This window comes from Nakamurella multipartita DSM 44233 (assembly GCF_000024365.1).
Lineage (GTDB): Bacteria > Actinomycetota > Actinomycetes > Mycobacteriales > Nakamurellaceae > Nakamurella > Nakamurella multipartita.
Genome location: NC_013235.1, coordinates 3,304,507 through 3,323,494, shown reverse-complemented (window position 1 = coordinate 3,323,494; position 18,988 = coordinate 3,304,507). Strand labels below are relative to the sequence as shown.

At 71.2% G+C, this 18,988-nt stretch carries 16 protein-coding genes; 9 read left to right on the top strand and 7 right to left on the bottom strand.

All coding sequences use genetic code 11. The features are described 5' to 3' along the window. Positions 1-19 precede the first annotated feature (19 nt). The 5 genes from NAMU_RS31835 to NAMU_RS14935 form a co-directional block, all read right to left on the bottom strand. Positions 20-664 (bottom strand): response regulator, encoded by a 645-nt coding sequence (locus NAMU_RS31835; RefSeq protein WP_041370716.1) that lies wholly within the window; start codon positions 662-664, stop codon positions 20-22. After that, a complete protein-coding gene (locus NAMU_RS31830; RefSeq protein ID WP_407669124.1) occupies positions 655-1,353 on the bottom strand; it encodes a sensor histidine kinase in 699 nt (232 codons plus the stop codon). Before NAMU_RS31830 ends, NAMU_RS31835 begins: the two co-directional genes overlap by 10 nt. Positions 1,354-2,506: 1,153 nt before the next feature. Then, a complete protein-coding gene (locus NAMU_RS14945; RefSeq protein ID WP_015748238.1) occupies positions 2,507-3,430 on the bottom strand; it encodes an ABC transporter permease in 924 nt (307 codons plus the stop codon). Then, entirely contained in the window at positions 3,427-6,459 is a 3,033-nt protein-coding gene (locus tag NAMU_RS14940; protein WP_015748237.1) for an alpha/beta fold hydrolase, read from the bottom strand. The genes NAMU_RS14945 and NAMU_RS14940 overlap by 4 nt, the downstream gene beginning before the upstream one ends. 102 nt (positions 6,460-6,561) lie before the next feature. Next, the gene (locus NAMU_RS14935) at positions 6,562-8,220 is read right to left on the bottom strand and encodes a Na+/H+ antiporter (protein WP_015748236.1); all 1,659 of its coding nucleotides are present in this window, start codon (positions 8,218-8,220) and stop codon (positions 6,562-6,564) included. A gap of 202 nt (positions 8,221-8,422) precedes the next feature. Here NAMU_RS14935 and NAMU_RS14930 point away from each other — a divergent pair, with 202 nt between their 5' ends. From NAMU_RS14930 to NAMU_RS14890, 9 genes are all read left to right on the top strand, one after another. Further along, positions 8,423-9,646: a toxic anion resistance protein gene (locus NAMU_RS14930; RefSeq protein WP_015748235.1), complete on the top strand. Its 1,224-nt coding sequence runs from the start codon at positions 8,423-8,425 to the stop codon at positions 9,644-9,646. 24 nt (positions 9,647-9,670) lie between these two features. Continuing rightward, positions 9,671-10,168 carry a hypothetical protein gene (locus NAMU_RS14925; protein ID WP_015748234.1) on the top strand — a complete coding sequence of 166 codons (498 nt, stop codon included), beginning with the start codon at positions 9,671-9,673 and terminating at the stop codon, positions 10,166-10,168. Then, positions 10,165-10,731: a TerD family protein gene (locus NAMU_RS14920; RefSeq protein WP_015748233.1), complete on the top strand. Its 567-nt coding sequence runs from the start codon at positions 10,165-10,167 to the stop codon at positions 10,729-10,731. Before NAMU_RS14925 ends, NAMU_RS14920 begins: the two co-directional genes overlap by 4 nt. Positions 10,732-10,750: 19 nt before the next feature. Then, the gene (locus NAMU_RS30025; protein WP_015748232.1) at positions 10,751-12,061 is read left to right on the top strand and encodes a hypothetical protein; all 1,311 of its coding nucleotides are present in this window, start codon (positions 10,751-10,753) and stop codon (positions 12,059-12,061) included. Positions 12,062-12,186: 125 nt separating this feature from the next. Then, the gene (locus NAMU_RS14910) at positions 12,187-12,765 is read left to right on the top strand and encodes a TerD family protein (protein WP_015748231.1); all 579 of its coding nucleotides are present in this window, start codon (positions 12,187-12,189) and stop codon (positions 12,763-12,765) included. Between the two features lie 90 nt (positions 12,766-12,855). After that, on the top strand, positions 12,856-13,431 hold the full coding sequence (locus NAMU_RS14905; protein WP_015748230.1) for a TerD family protein: 576 nt from the start codon (positions 12,856-12,858) through the stop codon (positions 13,429-13,431). Between the two features lie 78 nt (positions 13,432-13,509). Further along, entirely contained in the window at positions 13,510-14,091 is a 582-nt protein-coding gene (locus NAMU_RS14900) for a TerD family protein (protein WP_015748229.1), read from the top strand. Between the two features lie 135 nt (positions 14,092-14,226). Then, positions 14,227-16,395: a TerD family protein gene (locus NAMU_RS14895; RefSeq protein WP_015748228.1), complete on the top strand. Its 2,169-nt coding sequence runs from the start codon at positions 14,227-14,229 to the stop codon at positions 16,393-16,395. Positions 16,396-16,548: 153 nt separating this feature from the next. Beyond that, entirely contained in the window at positions 16,549-17,004 is a 456-nt protein-coding gene (locus tag NAMU_RS14890) for a tellurite resistance TerB family protein (protein ID WP_015748227.1), read from the top strand. A 27-nt stretch (positions 17,005-17,031) separates the two neighbouring features. On the opposite strand, the gene NAMU_RS14885 is transcribed toward NAMU_RS14890, so the two are convergent. Both NAMU_RS14885 and NAMU_RS14880 read right to left on the bottom strand, forming a co-directional pair. Next, the gene (locus NAMU_RS14885) at positions 17,032-17,733 is read right to left on the bottom strand and encodes a TerD family protein (RefSeq protein WP_015748226.1); all 702 of its coding nucleotides are present in this window, start codon (positions 17,731-17,733) and stop codon (positions 17,032-17,034) included. 46 nt (positions 17,734-17,779) lie between these two features. After that, positions 17,780-18,919 (bottom strand): DUF475 domain-containing protein, encoded by a 1,140-nt coding sequence (locus tag NAMU_RS14880; protein WP_015748225.1) that lies wholly within the window; start codon positions 18,917-18,919, stop codon positions 17,780-17,782. Between the last annotated feature and the right edge of the window lie 69 nt (positions 18,920-18,988).

Below are 18,988 nucleotides of genomic sequence, written 5' to 3'. Positions count from 1 at the left end.
CGGCCGGCCGACGCCGCGGCTACTGGTTGAGGTACTCCAGGACGGCCTGCACCCGGCGATGGATGTTCGGGTCGGGCGGCAGGTCGAGGGTGTCGAAGATCAGCCCGATGTTGCGGGCCACCGCCGCCTCGGTGACCACCAGCTCGCGGGCGATCCGGGCGTTGCTGTAGCCCTGAGCCATCAGGCTCAGCACGTCGAGCCGGCGCGGGGTGAGGCTGTCGACCGGGTGACGCCGTCGGCGGACGGCGAGCGCCTCGGAGACCACCTCGGGGTCGATGACGGACTCGCCGGCCTGCACCCGTTCCAGCACCCCGTTGAACATGCCGAAGTCCAGCACCCGCTGCTTGAGCAGGTAGCCGATGCGGTGCCGGCCGGCGGCCAGCAGCTCGATGGTGCCCTGGGCGTCGACGTGGTGGGACAGCAGCACGATGGCCACGTCCGGCATCCGCCGGCGGATGTCCTTGGCCGCCTGGAAGCCCTCGCCGGTGTAGGTCGGCGGCATCCGGATGTCGGTGATGACCAGGTCGGGGGCCGTCTGTTGGACCTGCTCGGCCAGCTGCTGGGCGTCCGCCGCGGACAGCACGACCTGATGCCCGCCGGCGGTGAGCAGGCTGCTCAGGCCCTGCCGGAACAGACCTTCGTCCTCAGCCAGGGCTATCCGCATGGGATCATCATCCGCACTTGCGTGCCGGCGCCCGGCGGCGAGGTCACGCTCAGGGTGCCGCCGAACGCGGCCACCCGGTCGCGCAGCCCGACCAGTCCGGTGCCCGACCCGGGCACGGCTCCGCCGATGCCGTCGTCGGAGATCTCGGCGACCACGTCCTGCTCGGTCATGGTGAGCACGATCCGGATCGTCGATGCCTGCGCGTACTTGCCGGTGTTGGCGATCGCCTCGCTGACGACGAAGTAGACGGTGCTCTCGAGCTCGGCGGGCAGCCGACGCGGCGGGCCGTGCACCTGCACGTCGACCGGCACGGTGCTGCGGCCGGCCAGGGCCCGCACCGCGGAGACGATGCCCCGCTCGACCAGCGGGGCCGGCATGATGCCCCCGATCAGGTTGCGCACCTCGGCCAGCAGGGTGATCACCCCGGTGTGCAGGGCCGCGGCCGAGGCGGCCGTCCCGGCCGGGTCCGGCGCGAGCTGGATCTGCTGGGCGAGCAGGCCGAGGTTGATCGCGTGCTGCTGCACCCCGTCGTGCAGGTCGCGGGCGATGCGGCGCCGTTCCCGGGTCACCGGCCACCGCGATCCGGCGCCGGGACAGCCGCAGCGCCCGCTCGGTCCGGCGCAGGTCCAGCAGCACGGCCCGCAGGCTGGCCAGGGTGCGCTGGTGGCTGATGACCAGGGCCGAGGCATCGGCCACCGCCTCCAGCAGCCGCGGATCGACCTGGGCGCCCGGCCGGTAGCCGACGGCGCCGACCGCGGCGCCGTCGTGTCGGATCGGGAACAGTGCCTCGTGCGCCGGATCCGGCGGCACCGGAGTGCCGGTGGCATCGACGTACTCGGCCTCGCCGTCCCCGAACCCGCCGTCCCCGACCCCGTCGGCGCGGTAGACGACCCGGCTCCCCGGGACCCCGATGGCCCGGGACACCGCACCGTCGAGTTCCTCCGGCGTCATCGTCCGGTCGCTCATGCCCTCCAGGAATTCGCGCAGCTCCCCGGTGCGGCCGAACGAGCCGGTCAGCACACCGAACAGGAACACCACGGGCAGGGCGGCGACCAGCAGCGCCTGGACCGGGCCGGTCCGCTCCAGCAGGCCGGTGCCGGCCAGCGGGCCGATCAGCCGGGCGATCAGGGTCACCGTCAGCCCGACCAGGCAGGCGAACGCGTACAGGACGAACGGTCCCAGCTGGGTCTGCCCGGTGCGTTTCATCCGGACCAGCCGGATCGCCAGCACGCTCATGGCCAGCCCCAGGCAGGTCAGCCCGGTCAGCCGTTGGCCCAGGACGGCGGCATCGAGCACCGCGGTCGGTTCGGTCTGAACCAGGCGCAGCGAGCTGCTCCCGGCGAGCACCATGCTCGGCACTTCCAGCACCGTGGAGGTGACGTAGGCCAGGACCACCGTGAACCGGGCCAGGCCGGGGGCCACCCGGCCGGTCGGGAACGCCAGGATGACGTGGACGGTCACCGCCAACGGCAGCGTCTTGGTCAGCGACCCGATGGCGGCCAGCCCGGCCACCGGCACGGTCTGCAGGCCCGCACACCACTGCGCGAGTCCGGCCAGCAGCAGCAGCGCACCGAACGGGTTGTGCGGCTGACGCCACAGCGCGATCAGGCCGGAGGCGAAGAAGAGCGCGAGGGTCGACTCCCACAGCACGATCGTCGCGGCGTCCCACTGGGCCGCGGCCAGCATGGCCGTGTGGGTCAGCACCAACACCGCACAGAACGCGCCGAGGGCGAGCAGCAGGTGCCGGGGTCGGGCCGGGTCCGCCCGGGCGGCACCGCCCCGGTCCGGCCGGGACACCGACATGGGCGGCCGCCTTCCGGTCCGGGGCTGGGTCCATCGCGTCTAGCTGGTCACGTCCTTGCGCCGGAAGTGCAGGACCGCGATGGTCGCGAACACCACCGCGTAAGCCAGGCTCAGGAAACCGCCGCGGACCATATCGTCCCAGCGGATCGGGTCGACCAGGGCCCCGGTCCAGGCGAACGCGTACTTGGTCGGCAGGTAGTTGCGCAGGTCGCCCAAGGCGTCGATCTGGTTGAGGATCTGGGACAGGATCGAGATCAGCACGGCGCCACCGACCGCTCCGAGCGGGGCGTCGGTGAGAACCGAGAGCATCAGCGCCAGCCCGGCCACCCAGGTCAGCTGGATGGCCACGTAGCTGACGATCAGCGCGATCCGCAGCAGCCCGTCGGCGAAGGTGAACTGCTCACCGACCGGGGTGGACAGCGGGTTCCACCCGTAGGCGAACCCGCCGACGATCAGCGCGCTGATCGGCAGGACGAGCAGCGCGGACAGCGACAGCAGGCCGGCCACCAGCACTTTCTGCCGGATCAGCCGGACCCGGGGGACCGGCATGGCCAGCAGGTAGCGCAGCGAGGACCACGACGCCTCGGAGGCGATGGTGTCGCCGAAGAACAGCGAGATCACCACGATCAGCAGGAAGCTGGCCGAGAAAAACAGCGAGACCAGCGCGAAGTTGATCGACCCGGAGGTGGCCAGGTCGACCAGGTTGACCGCGCCGCGGGCGCCGGAATTGGAGCCGAAGGCGAACGCGATCACCAGGATCACCGGCAGCAGGGCCATGAAGCCCAGGGCCAGCTGGGTCCGCCGGCGCCGCAGCTGCCGGCTCAACTCGACCCGCACCCGTAGCGTCCGGTTCGGGTTGAACCCGACCGGGGTGCCGTCGGCGCTGACCGGCACCGCGTGGCGGACGTTCTGCATGACCGCGACCGCGGTGTCGGCCGAATGGTCGTGATGCGTCGGGCTCATGCCGACCCTCCCTGTTGGGTGCCGACGGGGGTCCGGGGGCCGGGGTCCGGCGGCCGCGTCGACCGCTCGGGCCGGGTGCCGGTCACCGGATGGTCGGAGGAGGACCCGGCCGCGCCGGAGGCCCCGACCATGTCCAGGAACACGTCCTCGAGCCGGTTCCGCGGCGCGGCCCCGTTGACCGCGACGCCCGCCGCGACCAGCGCGGACACCGCCTGGGACGGCGGCACCGAGCCCAGGTCGACCTGCACCCCGGCCTCGGTCCGCTCGATGTCAGTGGCCAGGGTGCGCAGCACCCGCTCGGCGGTGTCCTGGTCGTCCACGTCGAAGACCACCTCGCCGGAGGTGGCGACCAGTTCGGCGACCGTGCCGGCGGCGATGGTCCGTCCCAGGTGCACGACCACCACATGGGTGCAGGTCTGTTCCACCTCGGACAGCAGGTGGCTGGAGACCAACACGGTGCGGCCGGTCGCCGCATACCGGCGCAGCACCTCGCGCATGGCGTGGATCTGGGGCGGGTCGAGCCCGTTGGTGGGCTCGTCCATCAGCAGCAGCTCGGGCAGTCCGAGCATCGCCTGGGCGATGGCCAGCCGCTGCCGCATGCCCTGCGAGTAGGTGCGGACCTTGCGGTCCACCGCCTTGCCCAGGTTGGCGATCTCCATCGCCTCGGCCAGGTTGGCGTCCTGGGCCGGGCGGCCGGTGGCCTTCCAGTACAGCTCCAGGTTGGCCCGGCCGGACAGGTGCGGCAGGAAGCCGGAACCCTCGACGAAGCTGCCGATCCGGGAAAGGATCGGCGAGCCGGGCTTGACCAGGTGCCCGAAGACCCGGATCTCACCCTCGGTCGGGGTGATCAGGCCCATCACCATGCGCAGGGTGGTCGTCTTGCCGGCCCCGTTGGGCCCGAGCAGGCCGAGCACCTGACCGGCCTTGACCTGCAGGCTGACGTCGGTGACGGCCTTGACCCCGCCCGGGTAGGACTTGCCCAGGTTCTTGATCGACAGCGGCACATCGACCAGCGACGGGTCGACGTCGGCCCGGCCGGAGCGCACCCGGCCGCCGATGACCAGCGCGAGCACCACCAGCAGGGCCAGCACGATGAGCCCGATCAGCTGGAACAGCGGGATGTCGGGGCCGGAGACGCGCTCGCCGCCGACCTCCGGGGCGCTGACCCCGGTAATCCCGTCCAGGGCCGGGTCGGTGCTCAGGGCCACCCGGTAGGCGGCCGGCGCGGTCGGCCCGGCGTAGGCCTGGTCGGTGGTGGACAGGCTGACCTCGAGGGTCGAGCCGGCCTCGATCTGCAACGCGGCGGCCGGCAGGCTCAGGGTGACCGGGACGGGCGTGCCGTTGGCGGCCTCGGGCAGCCGCATCGGCGCCACCCCGCCCACGGTGGACCGGGTGCCGCCGGCGGAGACCTTGGCGATCGACCCGTACAGCACCATGCCCTCGTCGGTCTGGGTGCCGGCCTGCTCGACGGTGCCGGGGATCGGCAACTTGGTCACCGTCAGGTTGATCCGCGGGGTGCCGGCCAGCACGGTCAGCACGTCGAACGGGGCGGATTCGAAGCGGGCCGTCTGCCCGGGCAGGCCGCCGGCGAAGGTGGACAGCGCGGTCGAGGCCAACCCCGAGATGCCCGGCAGGCTGGAGATCGACGCGGGGGTCGCCCCGGGCGGGTTGACCACGAACTGGGCGTCGCCGGACAACGGGATCGACACCCGGTTGGTGGTCGAGCCGGCCGCCAGCCCCGGATACTCGGGCACCTCCAGGGTCCGGCTGCGGGCGCTGCCGGTGTCGCTGATCGGGCCATCCACGGTGTACCGGAACGCCTGCGAAGGGGCCGGGCCGCGGCCGGCCAGGTAGTAGTCGAACCACTGGGTGATCCGATCCCGGGTCGCGGTGTCCGGGCTGGTGCCGCCGTCGTGGCCACCGTTGTACCAGGTCACGGCCACCGTGGCGCCGTTGGCGGCGATCGCCCGGGCGTTGGCGTCGGCCTCGCTGAGCGGGAACAGGGTGTCCTTCTCGCCCTGCACCAGCAGCGTCGGCGCGGTGATGTCGCCGACCACCGCCGCCGGGCTGGACCGGGCCAGCAAGGCCGAGAACTCGGGCCCGATGCGGCCGGTCTGCGCGGCCTGCGCGTAGCCGGCGCACAGCTGCACCATCATCCGGCCGCAGCTGCCGGAAAGGGCAGCGGCCGCCGCCTGCGGGCTCACCCCGGTGGTCGATGACCCCGAATCGGCTGCCGCGCTGGGGCTGGTCGAGGTGGTGCCGCGGCGGACGAAGTTGCTGTCGCCGGTGTCGCCCTGGGCGGTTCCGGTGGCCGACAGGGCCGACCCGGTGGTCACCGAGGCCATCAGGGTGGAGGTCCAGAACTTCTTGAACACCCCGTCGGAGACCCCTTCGGCGGCGGCCGGGGTGCCCGCGGCCAGGTCGGCGTCGGTGGCCTGCGCGTTGGGGAACAGGGACTGTTCCAGGTCGTTCCAGGTGATCAGCGGGACGACGGCATCGACCCGGGGGTCGGTGCCGGCCAGCATCAGCGACAGCGCGCCGCCGTAGGACCCGCCGGTGACCCCGACCCGGGGGTCGTCGGGTCCGTCCAGCTGCACCTCCGGCTGGGTGGCCAACCAGTCGATCAGCGCGCGGGCGTCGGGGATCTCGTAGTCCAGCGAATCGAGCCCGATCTGACCGGTGGAAGCGCCGAAACCGCGGGCCGAATAGGCCAGCACCACGAACCCGTCCCGGGCGGACTGCTCGGCGTCGGCGGCCACCGAGTCCTTCGACCCGCCGAAGCCGTGGGCCATGATGATCGCCGGGGCCGGGGTGGTCGTCGGCAGGTACAGCGTCGCGTCCAGCTTCACCGGCTCGTCCACACCCGGTCCGCCCGGCGCGGTGATGGTGACGTCCCGGCTGGCCACCGGGGTGGGCGCGGGCGCCGGCCAGGCCACCCAGGCGATGCCGGCGACCAGGAGCACGACGACCGCGACGGCCGTGATCTTGCGGGTTCGGGTGTTCAACAACCGGGTCAGGCGTGCCTTCACCGGCCGTCCCTCGCCGGATGGAGGAAGGCTGCGACCTGATGCGTCATCCCACCAGCGTGCCAGACGGCGCCCGCGGGACCGCCCGCCCGAACGGCCTGGCCGTCAGGCCGGTCCGGTCGCCCGGTCCGGCGGGCTGCCGGGCGGATCGTCGGCCGGGTCGTCCCGAGTGCTGCGCAGCTGGTCCAGATGGCCGGTGGCCACGTCCAACCGCTGGTCGAGCAGGGCCTCCTCCAGGTCCAGCCCGTACTCGATCTCCCGCATGACCTCCTCGGAGATGCGCCCGGAATTGCGCAGGCCGACGAACACGTCGCGTTCGATGTTCATCATGTCCCGGTTCCAGTCGGCCAACCGGTGCAGCCGGCTGCGGCCGGTGTCCGAGGCCGAACGCGGATCCTCGGCCAGCGTCCGCCAGTCCCGGGTCTCCACCCACAGCCGCATCCGGCGGGCCCGGTCGGCGGGAACATCGTTCTCGGCGATCTCCCGCTCCACCGCGGCGGCGATGGCGCGATTGGCCTCGTCCCGGGCGGCCATCCGCTCGGCGTCGATCTCGGCGGCCGGATCGCCGGGGAAGTGCAGCCACTTGATGACCGTCGGCAGGGTCAGCCCCTGGACCACCAGGGTGCCCAGGATGACCGCGATGGTGCAGGTCAGCAGCAGCGACCGGTAGGGCGTGTCCAGCGGCAGCGTCTGCGCGGCGGCCAGGGACACGACCCCGCGCATGCCGGCCCAGGACACCGCGGCCAGCGGGCGCCAGTCGTCGAACGAGCCCGGCCGGCGCAGCAGCCGGCCGGCCCAGTTGAGCAGGAAGATCCAGACCGGCCGGATCAGGATGACCGTCAGCAGGATCGCCCCGGAGATCAGCACGACCGGCCGGCGGCCGATGTCGGGGGCGGTCACGATGGCCCACAGCTGCAGCCCGATCAGCGCGAACACGGTGCCCTCGAGCACGTACTGCACGGTGCTCCAGGTCGCCGTCAGGGTCAGCCGGACCTGGGGCTTGAGGTCGTAGGGGGCCCGGTAGCCGAGCACCAGACCGGCCACCACGACGGCCAGGATGCCGGAAGCCTGCGCGGCCTCGCCCAGCTGATCGGCGACGAACGGAGCGACCAGCGACAGCGCGGTGGTGGCCAGCGTGGAACCGGTGTGCCGGCGGGCCCAGGACAGCACGACGCCGACGACGCCGCCGACCAGGATCCCGCCCGCCGTCGCCCAGGCGAACTCCAGCACGGCCTCGCCCCAGGACATGGTGCCGACAGCCAGCCCGACCAGGGCCACCCGGAGCAGGACCAGGGAGGTCGCGTCGTTGAACAGCGACTCGCCCTCCAGCACGGTGACCACCCGGCGGGGCAGCCCGGCCCGGCGGGCCACCGCGATCGCCGCCACCGCGTCCGGCGGCGCGACGATCGCGCCCAGGGCCAGGGCGGCCGCGAACGGGATGCCCGGGATGAGCAGGTAGGCCACCGCGGCGACGGCGAACGCCGTCACCAGCACCATGCCGACGGCCAGTTGGGTGATCGAGCGCAGCAGGCCGCGCAGCGCCACCACCGAGGCCTCGGTGGCCGCGGCGAACAGCAGCGGCGGAATCAGCACGGTGAGCACGACCTCGGGCTCCACCTGCACCTCGGGCACCCCGGGGATGAACGACACCCCGACCCCGGCCACCAGCAGCAGGATCGGCGCGGGCACCCCGATCCGGCCGGCGATGCCGTTGACCGCGACGACCCCGATCACCAGGAAGATCAACGGCTCGACTGCGGGCATGGGGTGGCCTCCGGCGGATAGTCGGACACGAGCGAGCGAACGCTGGTGGGCGCGGGTCGGGAGCGGGTCGGCATCGTCGTCGGACCTTCGCCCTACCATGGGCATTGTTGGCCTCGGGGGTGACGGTGAGCCCACCGGGTCGGCACGCTCGATCGATCCGCACGTTCGACCCCGTCCACCCAGCCCGAAGGAGCGCATGTCGATGACCGACCTCGATCTTGGATCCGGTTCCGGATCGACTGCAGGAGCCTCCGGTGGTGGGCTCGTGCTCACCCCGCCGGCCCCGGTGCAGGTCGTCAAGCCGGAGCAGGCCGTCGGGGCCGTCTCGGTGGCCGACCCGCGCAAGGCCGAGCTGCAGACCCGGGCCAGCTCGTTCGCGATGGAACTGGCCGCGATGGACGTGCGCTCGCCCGAGTTCGCCAAGAAGATCGAGGCGATCACCGCCCTGGGCGACCGGGAGATGCGGGAGTCGGCCAACGTGTCCAGCCGGATGCTGGACCGGCCGGCCGCGGTGCTCAGCGGCGCCAAGGGCGGCGGTGGCGGCGACGCGCAGACCCGGGTCGCCAAGACGCTGTCCGACCTGCGGGTGACCATCACCGAGTTGGACCCGAACCGGGCCGACCTGACCGGCATCAAGAAGGTCCTCAAGTGGATCCCGGGCGGCGACAAGATCGACCGCTACTTCGCCAAGTACCAGTCCGCGCAGAGCCACCTGGATGCGATCGTGCGCGCGCTGGCCTCGGGCAAGGACGAGCTGGGCAAGGACAACGCCTCGATCGAGGTCGAGAAGTCCAACATGTGGACCCTGATGGGCAAGCTCACCGAGTACAACGAGCTGGCCACCGCGCTGGACGTCGCGGTGGAGGACCAGGTGCGGGTGCTGGAGTCCCAGGGCCGTACCGAGGACGCCAACACGCTGCGCTCGGACGCGCTGTTCCCGATCCGCCAGCGCAAGCAGGACATCATGACCCAGATGGCCGTGGCCGTGCAGGGTTACATGGCGCTGGACCTGGTCCGCAAGAACAACCTGGAACTGATGCGCGGCGTCGACCGGGCCCAGACCACGACGATCGCCGCCCTGCGCACCGCCGTCATCGTGTCCCAGGCGCTGGCCCGGCAGAAGCTGGTGCTGGACCAGATCACCGGCCTGAACGCGGCCACCGGCGACCTGATCGCCCGCACCTCCGAGCAGCTCAAGATCCAGGGTGCGCAGATCCATGAGCAGGCGGCCAGCGCGACCGTCTCGGTGGAGAAGCTGCAGCAGGCGTTCGACAACGTCTTCCAGGCGATGGACGCGGTCGACACCTTCCGGGCCCAGGCCGTGGACAGCATGGCCCAGACCGTGAACGCCCTGCAGGGTCAGATCGACCGGGCGCAGCCGTATCTGGAGAGGGTGCGGCGTGGCGAACTGAACGCCGGTTCCTGACCGGGGGTTTCGCGCAGCGTGGTGATGAACTGGTTGTTCGGACGGCCGGAGGAGCGCCGGCCGTCCGATCCGATCGTGCAGCCGCCGACGCCCGAGGAGGACAGCCCGGCCGCGTTGGCCGCCCTGCGGTTCCAGGCCAACCGGTTCGTCAACGCCTCGGCCGGGCAGTTGCCCGGCGCGGCGGTGGTCGCGGCGCGCCGGATCACTGACGTGATCGACACCGTGCTGTTCACCACCCGGGACCGCGACCTGGACATCCATGCGCGGGTGTCGATCAACGGGATCCTGCGGGACTACCTGCCGACCACGCTCAAGACCTACCTCGCGCTGGACCCGGCGGTGCGGGACCGGCCGCGGCCCAACGGCCTCACGCCGACCGCGGCGCTCACCGAACAGTTGGACTTCCTGCTGTCCTCGGCGTCGGAGGTGCTGGCCGCCGTCCAGCACGACGACGCCAACGCCCTCGTCGCGCAGGGCAATTTCCTGCGCACCAAGTTCGGCCAATCGGAGCTCGACCTGTGACCCCCGCCCTGCAACGCGGCGCCAATGTGGCGCTCACCCAGGAGATCCCGTCGCTGACCGGGGTCGTCCTCGGCGTCCGCTGGAATGCCGGTGCCGAGCAGGCGCTGTCGGACAATCTGGTGGCCGCGACGATCCTGTGCGACCGCGACAACCGGGCCCCCTCGGACCGCTACTTCGTGTTCTTCAACCAGATCGCCTCGCCCGAGGAATCGGTGACCCGCCGATCCGAACTGCTCGGCGACGACCGGGAGCAGATCGAGGTCGACCTGGGCGACGTGCCGGCCGAGATCCAGCGGATCGTGGTGGCCCTGTACGTCAACGACGGGCCGGGGGCGCGCCGCACGCTGGGCCAGTTGCGGGACTGCTTCATCCGGGTGCTCGATCAGCGGGGTGGCCAGGAGCTCGTCCGCTCGGAGAACCTGGCGCCGGCCCTGCGCTCGGAGACCGCGATCCTGCTCGGCGAGCTGTACCGGCACACCACCGGCTGGAAGTTCAAGGTGATCGGGCAGGGCTACGACAACGGGATCGCCGGCATCGCCGCCGATTACGGGGTGCCGTTGTGAGCGCGGGGGCGGACCGCCGATGACCGTGGATCCCCGGGCGCCGGAGCGGGCGCCCACCCGTACCGACCTGACCTGGCTGCGGCACCGGTCGCGGGTGACCGCCGGCGCGGGATCGGGGAGCCGGTCCGGTTCGGCCGGGCCGGGCCGATCCGGCTCGGCGCTGGCCGATTTCGTCGCCGGGCGGTCCACCGCGCGCCGACCGGCGGCCGCGAGCCGACCGGCACCGGCGCCCGCGCCTGCGCCGGCGGCGGCGGTGCCCGCGCCCTCGACGCCGGCGCCCGCGAGACCGGCGCCCGCGCCGGCGGCGGCGGCCTCGTCCTCGCTGGACCTGTCCTCGCCGTTGGACCTGTCGGCCCCGGCCGCGCCGCCGAGTTCGGGCTCGTTGGACCTGTTCGGTCCCAGTGCCCCGGCGGCAAGCCCGCCGCCCCCCGCGCCGCCCGGCACCGGATCGAGCTCGTTGGACCTGTCGGAACCGCTGACGCCGCCCGCGGTCCCGGCCCGGGCGCCGTCCGGGTCGACCTCGTTGGATCTGGGCGGGCCGGCGGCACCGCCCCCCGCCCGGCCGACCGGCAGCACCTCGCTGGACCTGGGCCCGACCCCGCTCCGGACCCCGTCGAGCACCCCGTCGAGCAGCTCGTCGAACACCGGGCCCGCCGCCGGCTCGGCGACCTCGCTCGACCTGTCCGGTGCGCCGGCACCCCCCGCGGCGCCGGCCACGGCCGCGCCGTCGATGCGGCGACCGGCCAGCACCTGGCAGGAACCCCGCACCACGCCCGGGGTGCCGACCACCCTGAACCCGCGCCGGCCGACCGTCACCCTCACCCGGGTGCAGTCCGGCGTGGGCACCTTGACGTTCGAGGCGATCATCACCGCCGCGGCCGGGGACCTGAGACTGGGCTGCGCCTACCAATTCCGGTCGGGCCTGGCCTCGACGGTGGCGCACCACACGGGCCGGCGGTACGCGCCGCCCGGGCAGACCCGCCGCCCGCTGATCGTGGCCAGCCGGCAGGACTACGAGCGGATCGCCGTCGACCTGCGTCAGGTCACCGACCTGGAACGCCTCGTCGTCTACGCGTTCAGCGGCAACGGGCAGCCGCTGCAGTGGGGCGGCACGCTGATCGCGACCACCTTCGGCGGCGATCGCATCGAGATGCCCATCGAACTGGCCCCGGCTCCGGCGGTCGCCGTCCTGGCCTCGGTCTACAACATCGGCGGCGAACTGATCATCCGGTCGGAAATGGACCTGATCGGCAGCACCGTGCGGGAGGCCTGCCGCGGGTACGGGTTCGATCGGATCAGCTGGGTGGACGACACCACCCCGATCGACTGACCTCGGGTCGTGCCCGTCGCCGGTCCTGCGCCCCCGTCCCGGTGATCGGTAGGCTGGCTGGCCGGGGGCTTGTCAAGAACGCGGGAACGTGTTGCGGCCGAATTCAGCGAGGAGCGACGTCGACCATGGGCGTGAGTTTGAGCAAGGGCGGAAATGTCAGCCTGACCAAGGCGGCGCCCAATCTGGCCGCCATTGCGGTCGGGCTGGGCTGGGACGTGCGGTCGACCGCCGGTGACGATTTCGATCTGGACGCCAGCGCGCTGGCGCTGGGCGAGAACCACAAGATCCTGTCCGACGAGTGGTTCGTCTTCTTCAACAATCTCAAGTCGCCGGACGGATCCATCGAGCACCAGGGCGACAACCTGACCGGTGAAGGCGACGGTGACGACGAAGTCATCAACATCGACCTGAAATCCGTTCCGCCGCAGGCCGTGTCGATCGTGATCACGGTGTCGATCTACGACGCCGAGGCCCGGCGGCAGTCGTTCGGACAGGTCCGCAACGCCTACATCCGGGTGGTCAACCTGGCCAACGACGTCGAGCTGGCCCGTTACGACCTGACCGAGGACGCGTCGGTGGAAACCGCGATGGTGTTCGGCGAGGTCTACCGGCACAGCGGCGAATGGAAGTTCCGGGCGATCGGGCAGGGCTACGCAAGCGGCCTGGCCGGGATCGCCAAGGATTTCGGGGTCAACGTCGGCTGACGATCCACCCCCGGCCGGCGGCGGCCCAGTAGGGTCGTCGGATGTGCGCCGGTCGGGCCGGCGTCAATTGCCTCGAAGGAGTTGCGAAGCATGGGCATCAGTCTGGTCAAGGGTGGCAACCTGTCGCTGACCAAGGCGGCACCCGGACTGTCCAAGATCATGGTGGGCCTGGGGTGGGATGCCCGGACCACCACGGGCGACAAGTTCGACCTGGACGCCAGCGCGCTGGGCTGCGGGGAGAACGGGACCGTCCTGTCCAACGACTACTTCATCTTTTTCAACCAGGCGCGCTCGCCCGAGGGGGCGATCGAGCACCTGGGCGACAACCGCACCGGTGAGGGCGCCGGCGACGACGAGGTGGTGGCCATCGACCTGACCGCCACCCCGGCCGCGCTGGACAAGGTCGTCTTCGTCGCGTCGATCTACGACGCCGAGACCACCGGCACCACCTTCGGTCAGGTCCGCAACGCCTACATACGGGTGGTCAATTCCGCCGACAACAGCGAATTGGCCCGGTTCGACCTGTCCGAGGACGCGTCGGTGGAAACCGCCATGGTGTTCGGCGAGCTGTACCGGCACGGCGCCGAATGGAAATTCCGGGCGATCGGTCAGGGCTATTCCAGCGGGTTGGCCGGGATCGCGAAGGACTACGGCGTCAATCTTTAGGCCAATCTCCAGGGAGTCGATCTCCCAGGCGTCGATTCACGTTTCATCCGCAAGACGACGAACGGGAAAGGCAGCAACGTGGGTGTCAACCTGACCAAAGGTCAGACGGTCAGCCTGGTCAAGCAGGGCGGCGGAGAACTCTCCCAGGTCCGGATGGGGCTGGGCTGGGACGCGATCAAGAAGAAGGGTCTGTTCGGCGGCACCAAGGAGGTCTCGGTCGACCTGGACGCCTCGGCGTTGCTGTTCGCCGCCGACAAGCGAGTCCTGGATGTCGTCTACTACGGGAACCTGCGCTCGGCCGACAACTCGCTCATCCACACCGGCGACAACCTGACCGGGGCCGGCGACGGCGACGACGAATCGATCATGGTTGACCTGCCGCGGGTCTCGCCGCAGGTGGCGCACATCGTGTTCGTCGTGAGCTCCTACAGCGGGCAGAACTTCTCCCAGATCGAGAACGCGTTCGCCCGGGTCGTCGACTCGGCCGACCGAGACAAGGAACTCGTGCGCTACCAGCTCACCGGCTCGGGGACGCACACCGCGGTGATCATGGCCCGGCTCTCCCGTCAGGGCGCCGGCTGGACGTTCACCGCGATCGGCAACCCGGGGAATGCCCGGACCGCCGACCAGCTCGTCCCGCTGGCCGCGCAGACCTTCTGACGGCGGCTTTCCCCAGCAACAACCGCGCCGAGTGTGCAGAATCGGCCCCCAAACCCCGGGTTTGAGGGCCGTTTCTGCACACTCGGCGCGGCGCCAGCCCAGGACAAACCGGGCGGGCCCCCTTATCGTGACCCGATGGGGGATGAAACGGTACTGGTCAAGGGTCAGAATGTTCCGCTCGATTCCGACCTCTCGAGCCTGCGCCTGAGTGTGCGGTGGGGCTGCGGGTCGAACCCGGTCGATGTCGATCTGGTGGCGCTCATTCTCGGCCCCGATCGGCGGGTCCGGACCGACGCGGACATGATCTTCTACAACCACACGGCCACCGCCGACGGGTCGGTGGTGCACGCCGGCAAGGTGACCGCGGATGCCGGCGGCTCCGACGACGTCCTGGTCGACCTGACTGCCGTCGACGCCGACGTGCACTCGCTGACCGTGGCCGCCAGCACCGACGGCGCGGCCTTCGGCGAGGTGGACCACCTGGAATGGTGGGTGGCCGGCGAGCGGGCCGAGCCGGTCGCCCGGTTCCCGGTGAGCGGCCTCACCAGCGAGCGGGCCCTGGTGCTCGGCGAGGTGTACCGGCGGGACGGGCACTGGCGGCTGCGGGCCGTCGGCCAGGGCTGGGCCGGTGGGCTGGCCGGACTGGCCACCGACTACGGCGTGACCGTGGACGGTTCGGACGAGCCGGGCGAGCTCGACGGCGCCGGTGAGTCCGAACTCGAAGCCGAACTCGAAGCCGACCTCGAAGCCGACCGCGAAGCCGAAGCCGAAGCCGTCGCCGAGGTCGTCGAGCCGGGTGGGGTGCTCGGCGACGACGCGGCGATCGCGACCGCCACCACGACCGAGCCGGCCGGGCCCGTCGAGACGGCTGAGCCGGTCGATCACCCCGAGAAGCCCGAGCCCGTCGACCCGACCGGGTCGACCGGACCGAGCGCCCCGAGCACGCCCACCCCGCCCCAGCCGCGCAAGGTCCGCATCGCCGCGGACAAGCCGGTCACCCTCCCGCCGATCAAGCTGGCCGAGGACGGCACCTGGCAGACGGCCCGCCTGTTCTCCATCTCGGGCATCGGCGGTGCCGACGAGCAGGAGAAGCGGGCCACGTCGGCCCTGCTGTGGACCATGGCCGCGGTGCGCCCGCTCGGCCGGTCGCTGACCGCCCGGGCCGGAGCCCCGGCCGGCGCGCTGGAGACCTTCCTGGAGGTCGGCTTCTCGCTGGGGGAATTGCGGGTGATCCCCGACGGGGTCATCCGCATTGCCCGCGGACAGAAGGTGTGGACGGCGTTGGTCGAGGTCAAGACCGGCGACGGCCTGCTCGGCCGCGAGCAGGTCGAGAAGTACCTGCGGCTGGCCAAACGTCGCAAGTACGACGCGGTGATCACGATCTCCAACCAGGTCAGCACCGACCCCGACGTGCATCCGGTCGACCTGCCCGCCCACGCGACCAATGCGGTGTCCCTGTTCCACATCTCGTGGTCCGAGGTGATGCACGAGATCCGCATGCTGCTGGCGCACCACCGGTTCACCGACCCGGTGTCGTTGTGGATCCTGTCCGAGCTGAGCCGCTACCTGGAACATCCCCGGTCCGGCGCCATGCCGTTCACCGACATGGGGCCGTCCTGGGTGTCGGTGCGGGAATCGATCGCGGACGGCACCCTGCGGCCCGGGGATCAGAAGGCGATCCCAATCGTCAACGCCTGGCAGAAGCTGGCCCGCCAACTGTGCCTGGGGTTGACCGCCCGGTTGGGGGTCCCGGTCAAGCAGGTCGTGCCGCGGCGCTGGCAGACCGACCCCGGGCTACGCCTGGACGAAGGCACGCACCGGCTGGCCGACCACGGCGTACTCGCCTCCACGCTGCGGGTGCCGGACGCGGCCGGACCGATCACGGTGTCGGCCGACCTGCGGACCAGCCGGGTGACGGTGAGCATCGAGATCGGGGCGCCGCAGGAGAATTCGCTCAGCCGGCGGGTCACCTGGCTGACCCGGCAGCTCAAGGACGCCCCGGACGATCTGCTGGTCGAGGCCCGCTTCGCGCCCCGGGCCGAGACGACCTGCGAACGGCTGGTCGACGTGCGCAGCCGTCCGCAGCTGCTGCTGCCCGGCAAGGACTGGGAGCCGTCCAGTTTCGTGGTGTCCCGGAGCCAGCCGATGGGCAGCAAGCGCTCCGGCGCCCGGGGCAGCTTCGTGACCTCGGTCAACGAGGCGGTGGACGGCTTCTACGCCGACGTGGTCGAGCGGGTGCGGCCGTGGGCGCCGCCGGCCCCGCCGCTGCCCGAGTCGGCGGGGGAACCGGCGCCCCCCACCTGATCGAGGTGCCGAAACGGCCCCGAAAAACCCCGGGTGTGAGGCCGAGCCCGGTCGGACCGCGGGCCGGGCGGAACCCGTTGGCGCACCGGCTCGTTACCCCTGTGGGCCGTCCGGATGGTCGGCCCCTGTCGTATCGCTATCAGGGAGAGCCACATGGCGTTCTGGGATTCGCTCAAGTCCAAGACCAAGGAGATGAACACCCAGCTGACCACCAAGGCCGGTCAGTTCAAGAACAAGGAATTCGCCAACGGCAGCATGGCGATGTGCGCGTTGATCGCGGCGGCGGACGGGTCGATCGACCCGGCCGAGCAGGCCAAGACGGCCGGTTTCATCCGCACCAACTCGGTGCTGGCGGTGTTCCCGCCGGACGAGCTGCAGCAGAAGTTCGACTGGTACTGCAGCAAGCTGGCCGGTGACTTCGAGTTCGGCAAGATCGAGGCGATCGCCACCATCGGCAAGCTGCGCAACAAGCCGGATCAGGCCCGCGCGGTTATCCAGCTGGGCATCATCATCGGCGGCGCCGACGGCAACTTCGACACCCGGGAGCGGGGGGCCGTGCGCGATGCGTGCAACGCCGTCGGCATCCCCGCCGCCGAGTTCGATCTGTAGTCGATCGGGACGCGCGGGCCGGGCGCGCTACTTGCGCCCGGCCTGCCAGTTCATGCCCCACCCGTAGGCCCGGTCCAGGGCCATCTGCCCGCCCTGGATGTACTTGACCTCGCGCTGGAACACCAGGTCGCCGCCGGATTCCACCAGTTGCGCGACGGCGCACATGCGCGAACCGGTGTCCGACTCGTCCAGCCGCACCTCGAAGGACTGGCCGTTGGCCGAGGTCAGGGTGACCACCCCGTCGACGGCGGCCCAGTTCGGCGCGCCCTCGTAGATCATCGCGAAGATCAACACCCGGCGGAACCGGCCCGGCGCGCCGAGGTTGATCGACATGTTCTCGCCGCCGGCCACGCTGCCGGTCCGGTCGTCCCCGTCGAGCAGGATGTACGGCGGCCGGTCGAGCGCGCCGAAGGCGTTGCCCATCGCCTGGATGACGCCCTTGCGGCCGTCGCCCAGCTCGTACAGGCAGCCCAGGTCCAGGTCGATCCCGCCGGACGTCGCGCCGGCGGCCGCGTTCTTGAGCTTGGAGAAGAAGCCGCCGCTCGCCGGCGGGGGCGGCGGGGCCCCGGTCGACCAGTTCAGGTTGACCCGCGCGGTGCCGCCGACCGCGCCGGACTTGGTCAGCGACACCTTGGGCGCACCCTTGGTCAGGGTGACCCGGCCGCCCCCGGCGGGGGCCGGGGGAGCGGCGGGCGGCTGCTGCGGTCGTTTGGTGTAGTCGATGGCCATGGTGGACCGCGACGTCCCTTCCGGTTCGTGGCTGCCCGACCGACGGTCAGGCGTGGACGGTGCCGACTTCCTCGCCCTTGGCGCGAAGTCGCTTGTTGCGTTGGATGCTGCTGATGAAGGCCGCGCCGATGAACGCCACGCCCAGCAGGCCGGTGATGAACTCGCTGATGTGCACCCCGATGGAGATCATCAGGATGACCGCCAGCGCGCCGATCGCCCAGTGCGCGCCGTGCTCGAGGTACACGTACTCGGACAGCGTGCCCTTGCGGACCAGGTAGACGGTCAGCGACCGGACGAACATCGCGCCGATCAGGCCGAGGCCCAGCGCGATCAGGATCGGGTCGGAGGTGATGGCGAACGCGCCGATGACGCCGTCGAAGGAGAACGAGGCGTCCAGCACCTCCAGGTACAGGAACAGGAAGAACCCGGCCTTGCCGGCCGCCTTGACCAGCTTGGTGTTGCGCCCGGCCACCGACGGTTCGTGGTCGACGTTGGTCTCGCGGGCCTCGCCGTCGTCCTCGCCGATGTGTTCGGCGTTCTCGAAGAACGTGCCCAGGCCGTTGACCGCGAGGTAGACGACCAACCCCAGCAGCCCGGCGAACAGCACCGTTTCGGCATCCTCGGCCAGGGTCTCGGACACCACCAGCAGCAGCAAGCAGGCGACCAGGATGGCCATCGAGTCCAGCCGGCCGGCCTTGGCCAGCGGCCGCTCCAGCCAGGTCAACCAGGTGTGTTCCTTCTCCTCGAACAGCCAGTTCAGGAACAGCATCAGCAGGAACATGCCACCGAACGCGGCGATGATCGGGTGCGCGTCGGTCAGCAACGTCTCGTAGCTGGGGGATCCGTCGGGGAAGTAGGCGGCGCCGTCCGCGGGCGGGTTCATGGCCAGCTGGAACGCCTCCACCGGCGGCAGGCCGGCGGCGAAATAGACGATCAGCAGGGGCAGCAGCAGCCGCATGCCGAACACCGCGATGACGATGCCGACGGTGAGGAACATCTTCTGCCAGAACTCACTCATCCGTTCCAGGATGGTGGCGTTGATGACGGCATTGTCGAACGAGAGCGACACCTCGAGAACGCCCAGAATGGCGCAGAGGACGACGGCGGACCAGCTGCCGTAGACGAAGGCCACCACCAGTGACACGGCGGTGACGATGTACGACCACATGAAGATCTTGACGTGCACGGAGGCCTTTCCCGTAACAAGGGGCGCGGTGGGCGCGGTGGTCAGGTCACTTCGGAGAAGTGACCGACC

Bases quoted from the DNA above. Each gene is read 5' to 3' on its own strand.
- NAMU_RS14945 (WP_015748238.1), bottom strand. From the start codon at position 3,430: ATGAGCCCGACGCATCACGACCATTCGGCCGACACCGCGGTCGCGGTC.
- NAMU_RS31835 (WP_041370716.1), bottom strand. From the start codon at position 664: ATGCGGATAGCCCTGGCTGAGGACGAAGGTCTGTTCCGGCAGGGCCTG.
- NAMU_RS14885 (WP_015748226.1), bottom strand. From the start codon at position 17,733: ATGGCCATCGACTACACCAAACGACCGCAGCAGCCGCCCGCCGCTCCC.
- NAMU_RS14890 (WP_015748227.1), top strand. From the start codon at position 16,549: ATGGCGTTCTGGGATTCGCTCAAGTCCAAGACCAAGGAGATGAACACC.
- NAMU_RS14930 (WP_015748235.1), top strand. From the start codon at position 8,423: ATGACCGACCTCGATCTTGGATCCGGTTCCGGATCGACTGCAGGAGCC.
- NAMU_RS14895 (WP_015748228.1), top strand. From the start codon at position 14,227: ATGGGGGATGAAACGGTACTGGTCAAGGGTCAGAATGTTCCGCTCGAT.
- NAMU_RS14935 (WP_015748236.1), bottom strand. From the start codon at position 8,220: ATGCCCGCAGTCGAGCCGTTGATCTTCCTGGTGATCGGGGTCGTCGCG.
- NAMU_RS31830 (WP_407669124.1), bottom strand. From the start codon at position 1,353: ATGCCTCGGCCCTGGTCATCAGCCACCAGCGCACCCTGGCCAGCCTGC.
- NAMU_RS14910 (WP_015748231.1), top strand. From the start codon at position 12,187: ATGGGCGTGAGTTTGAGCAAGGGCGGAAATGTCAGCCTGACCAAGGCG.
- NAMU_RS30025 (WP_015748232.1), top strand. From the start codon at position 10,751: ATGACCGTGGATCCCCGGGCGCCGGAGCGGGCGCCCACCCGTACCGAC.
- NAMU_RS14925 (WP_015748234.1), top strand. From the start codon at position 9,671: ATGAACTGGTTGTTCGGACGGCCGGAGGAGCGCCGGCCGTCCGATCCG.
- NAMU_RS14905 (WP_015748230.1), top strand. From the start codon at position 12,856: ATGGGCATCAGTCTGGTCAAGGGTGGCAACCTGTCGCTGACCAAGGCG.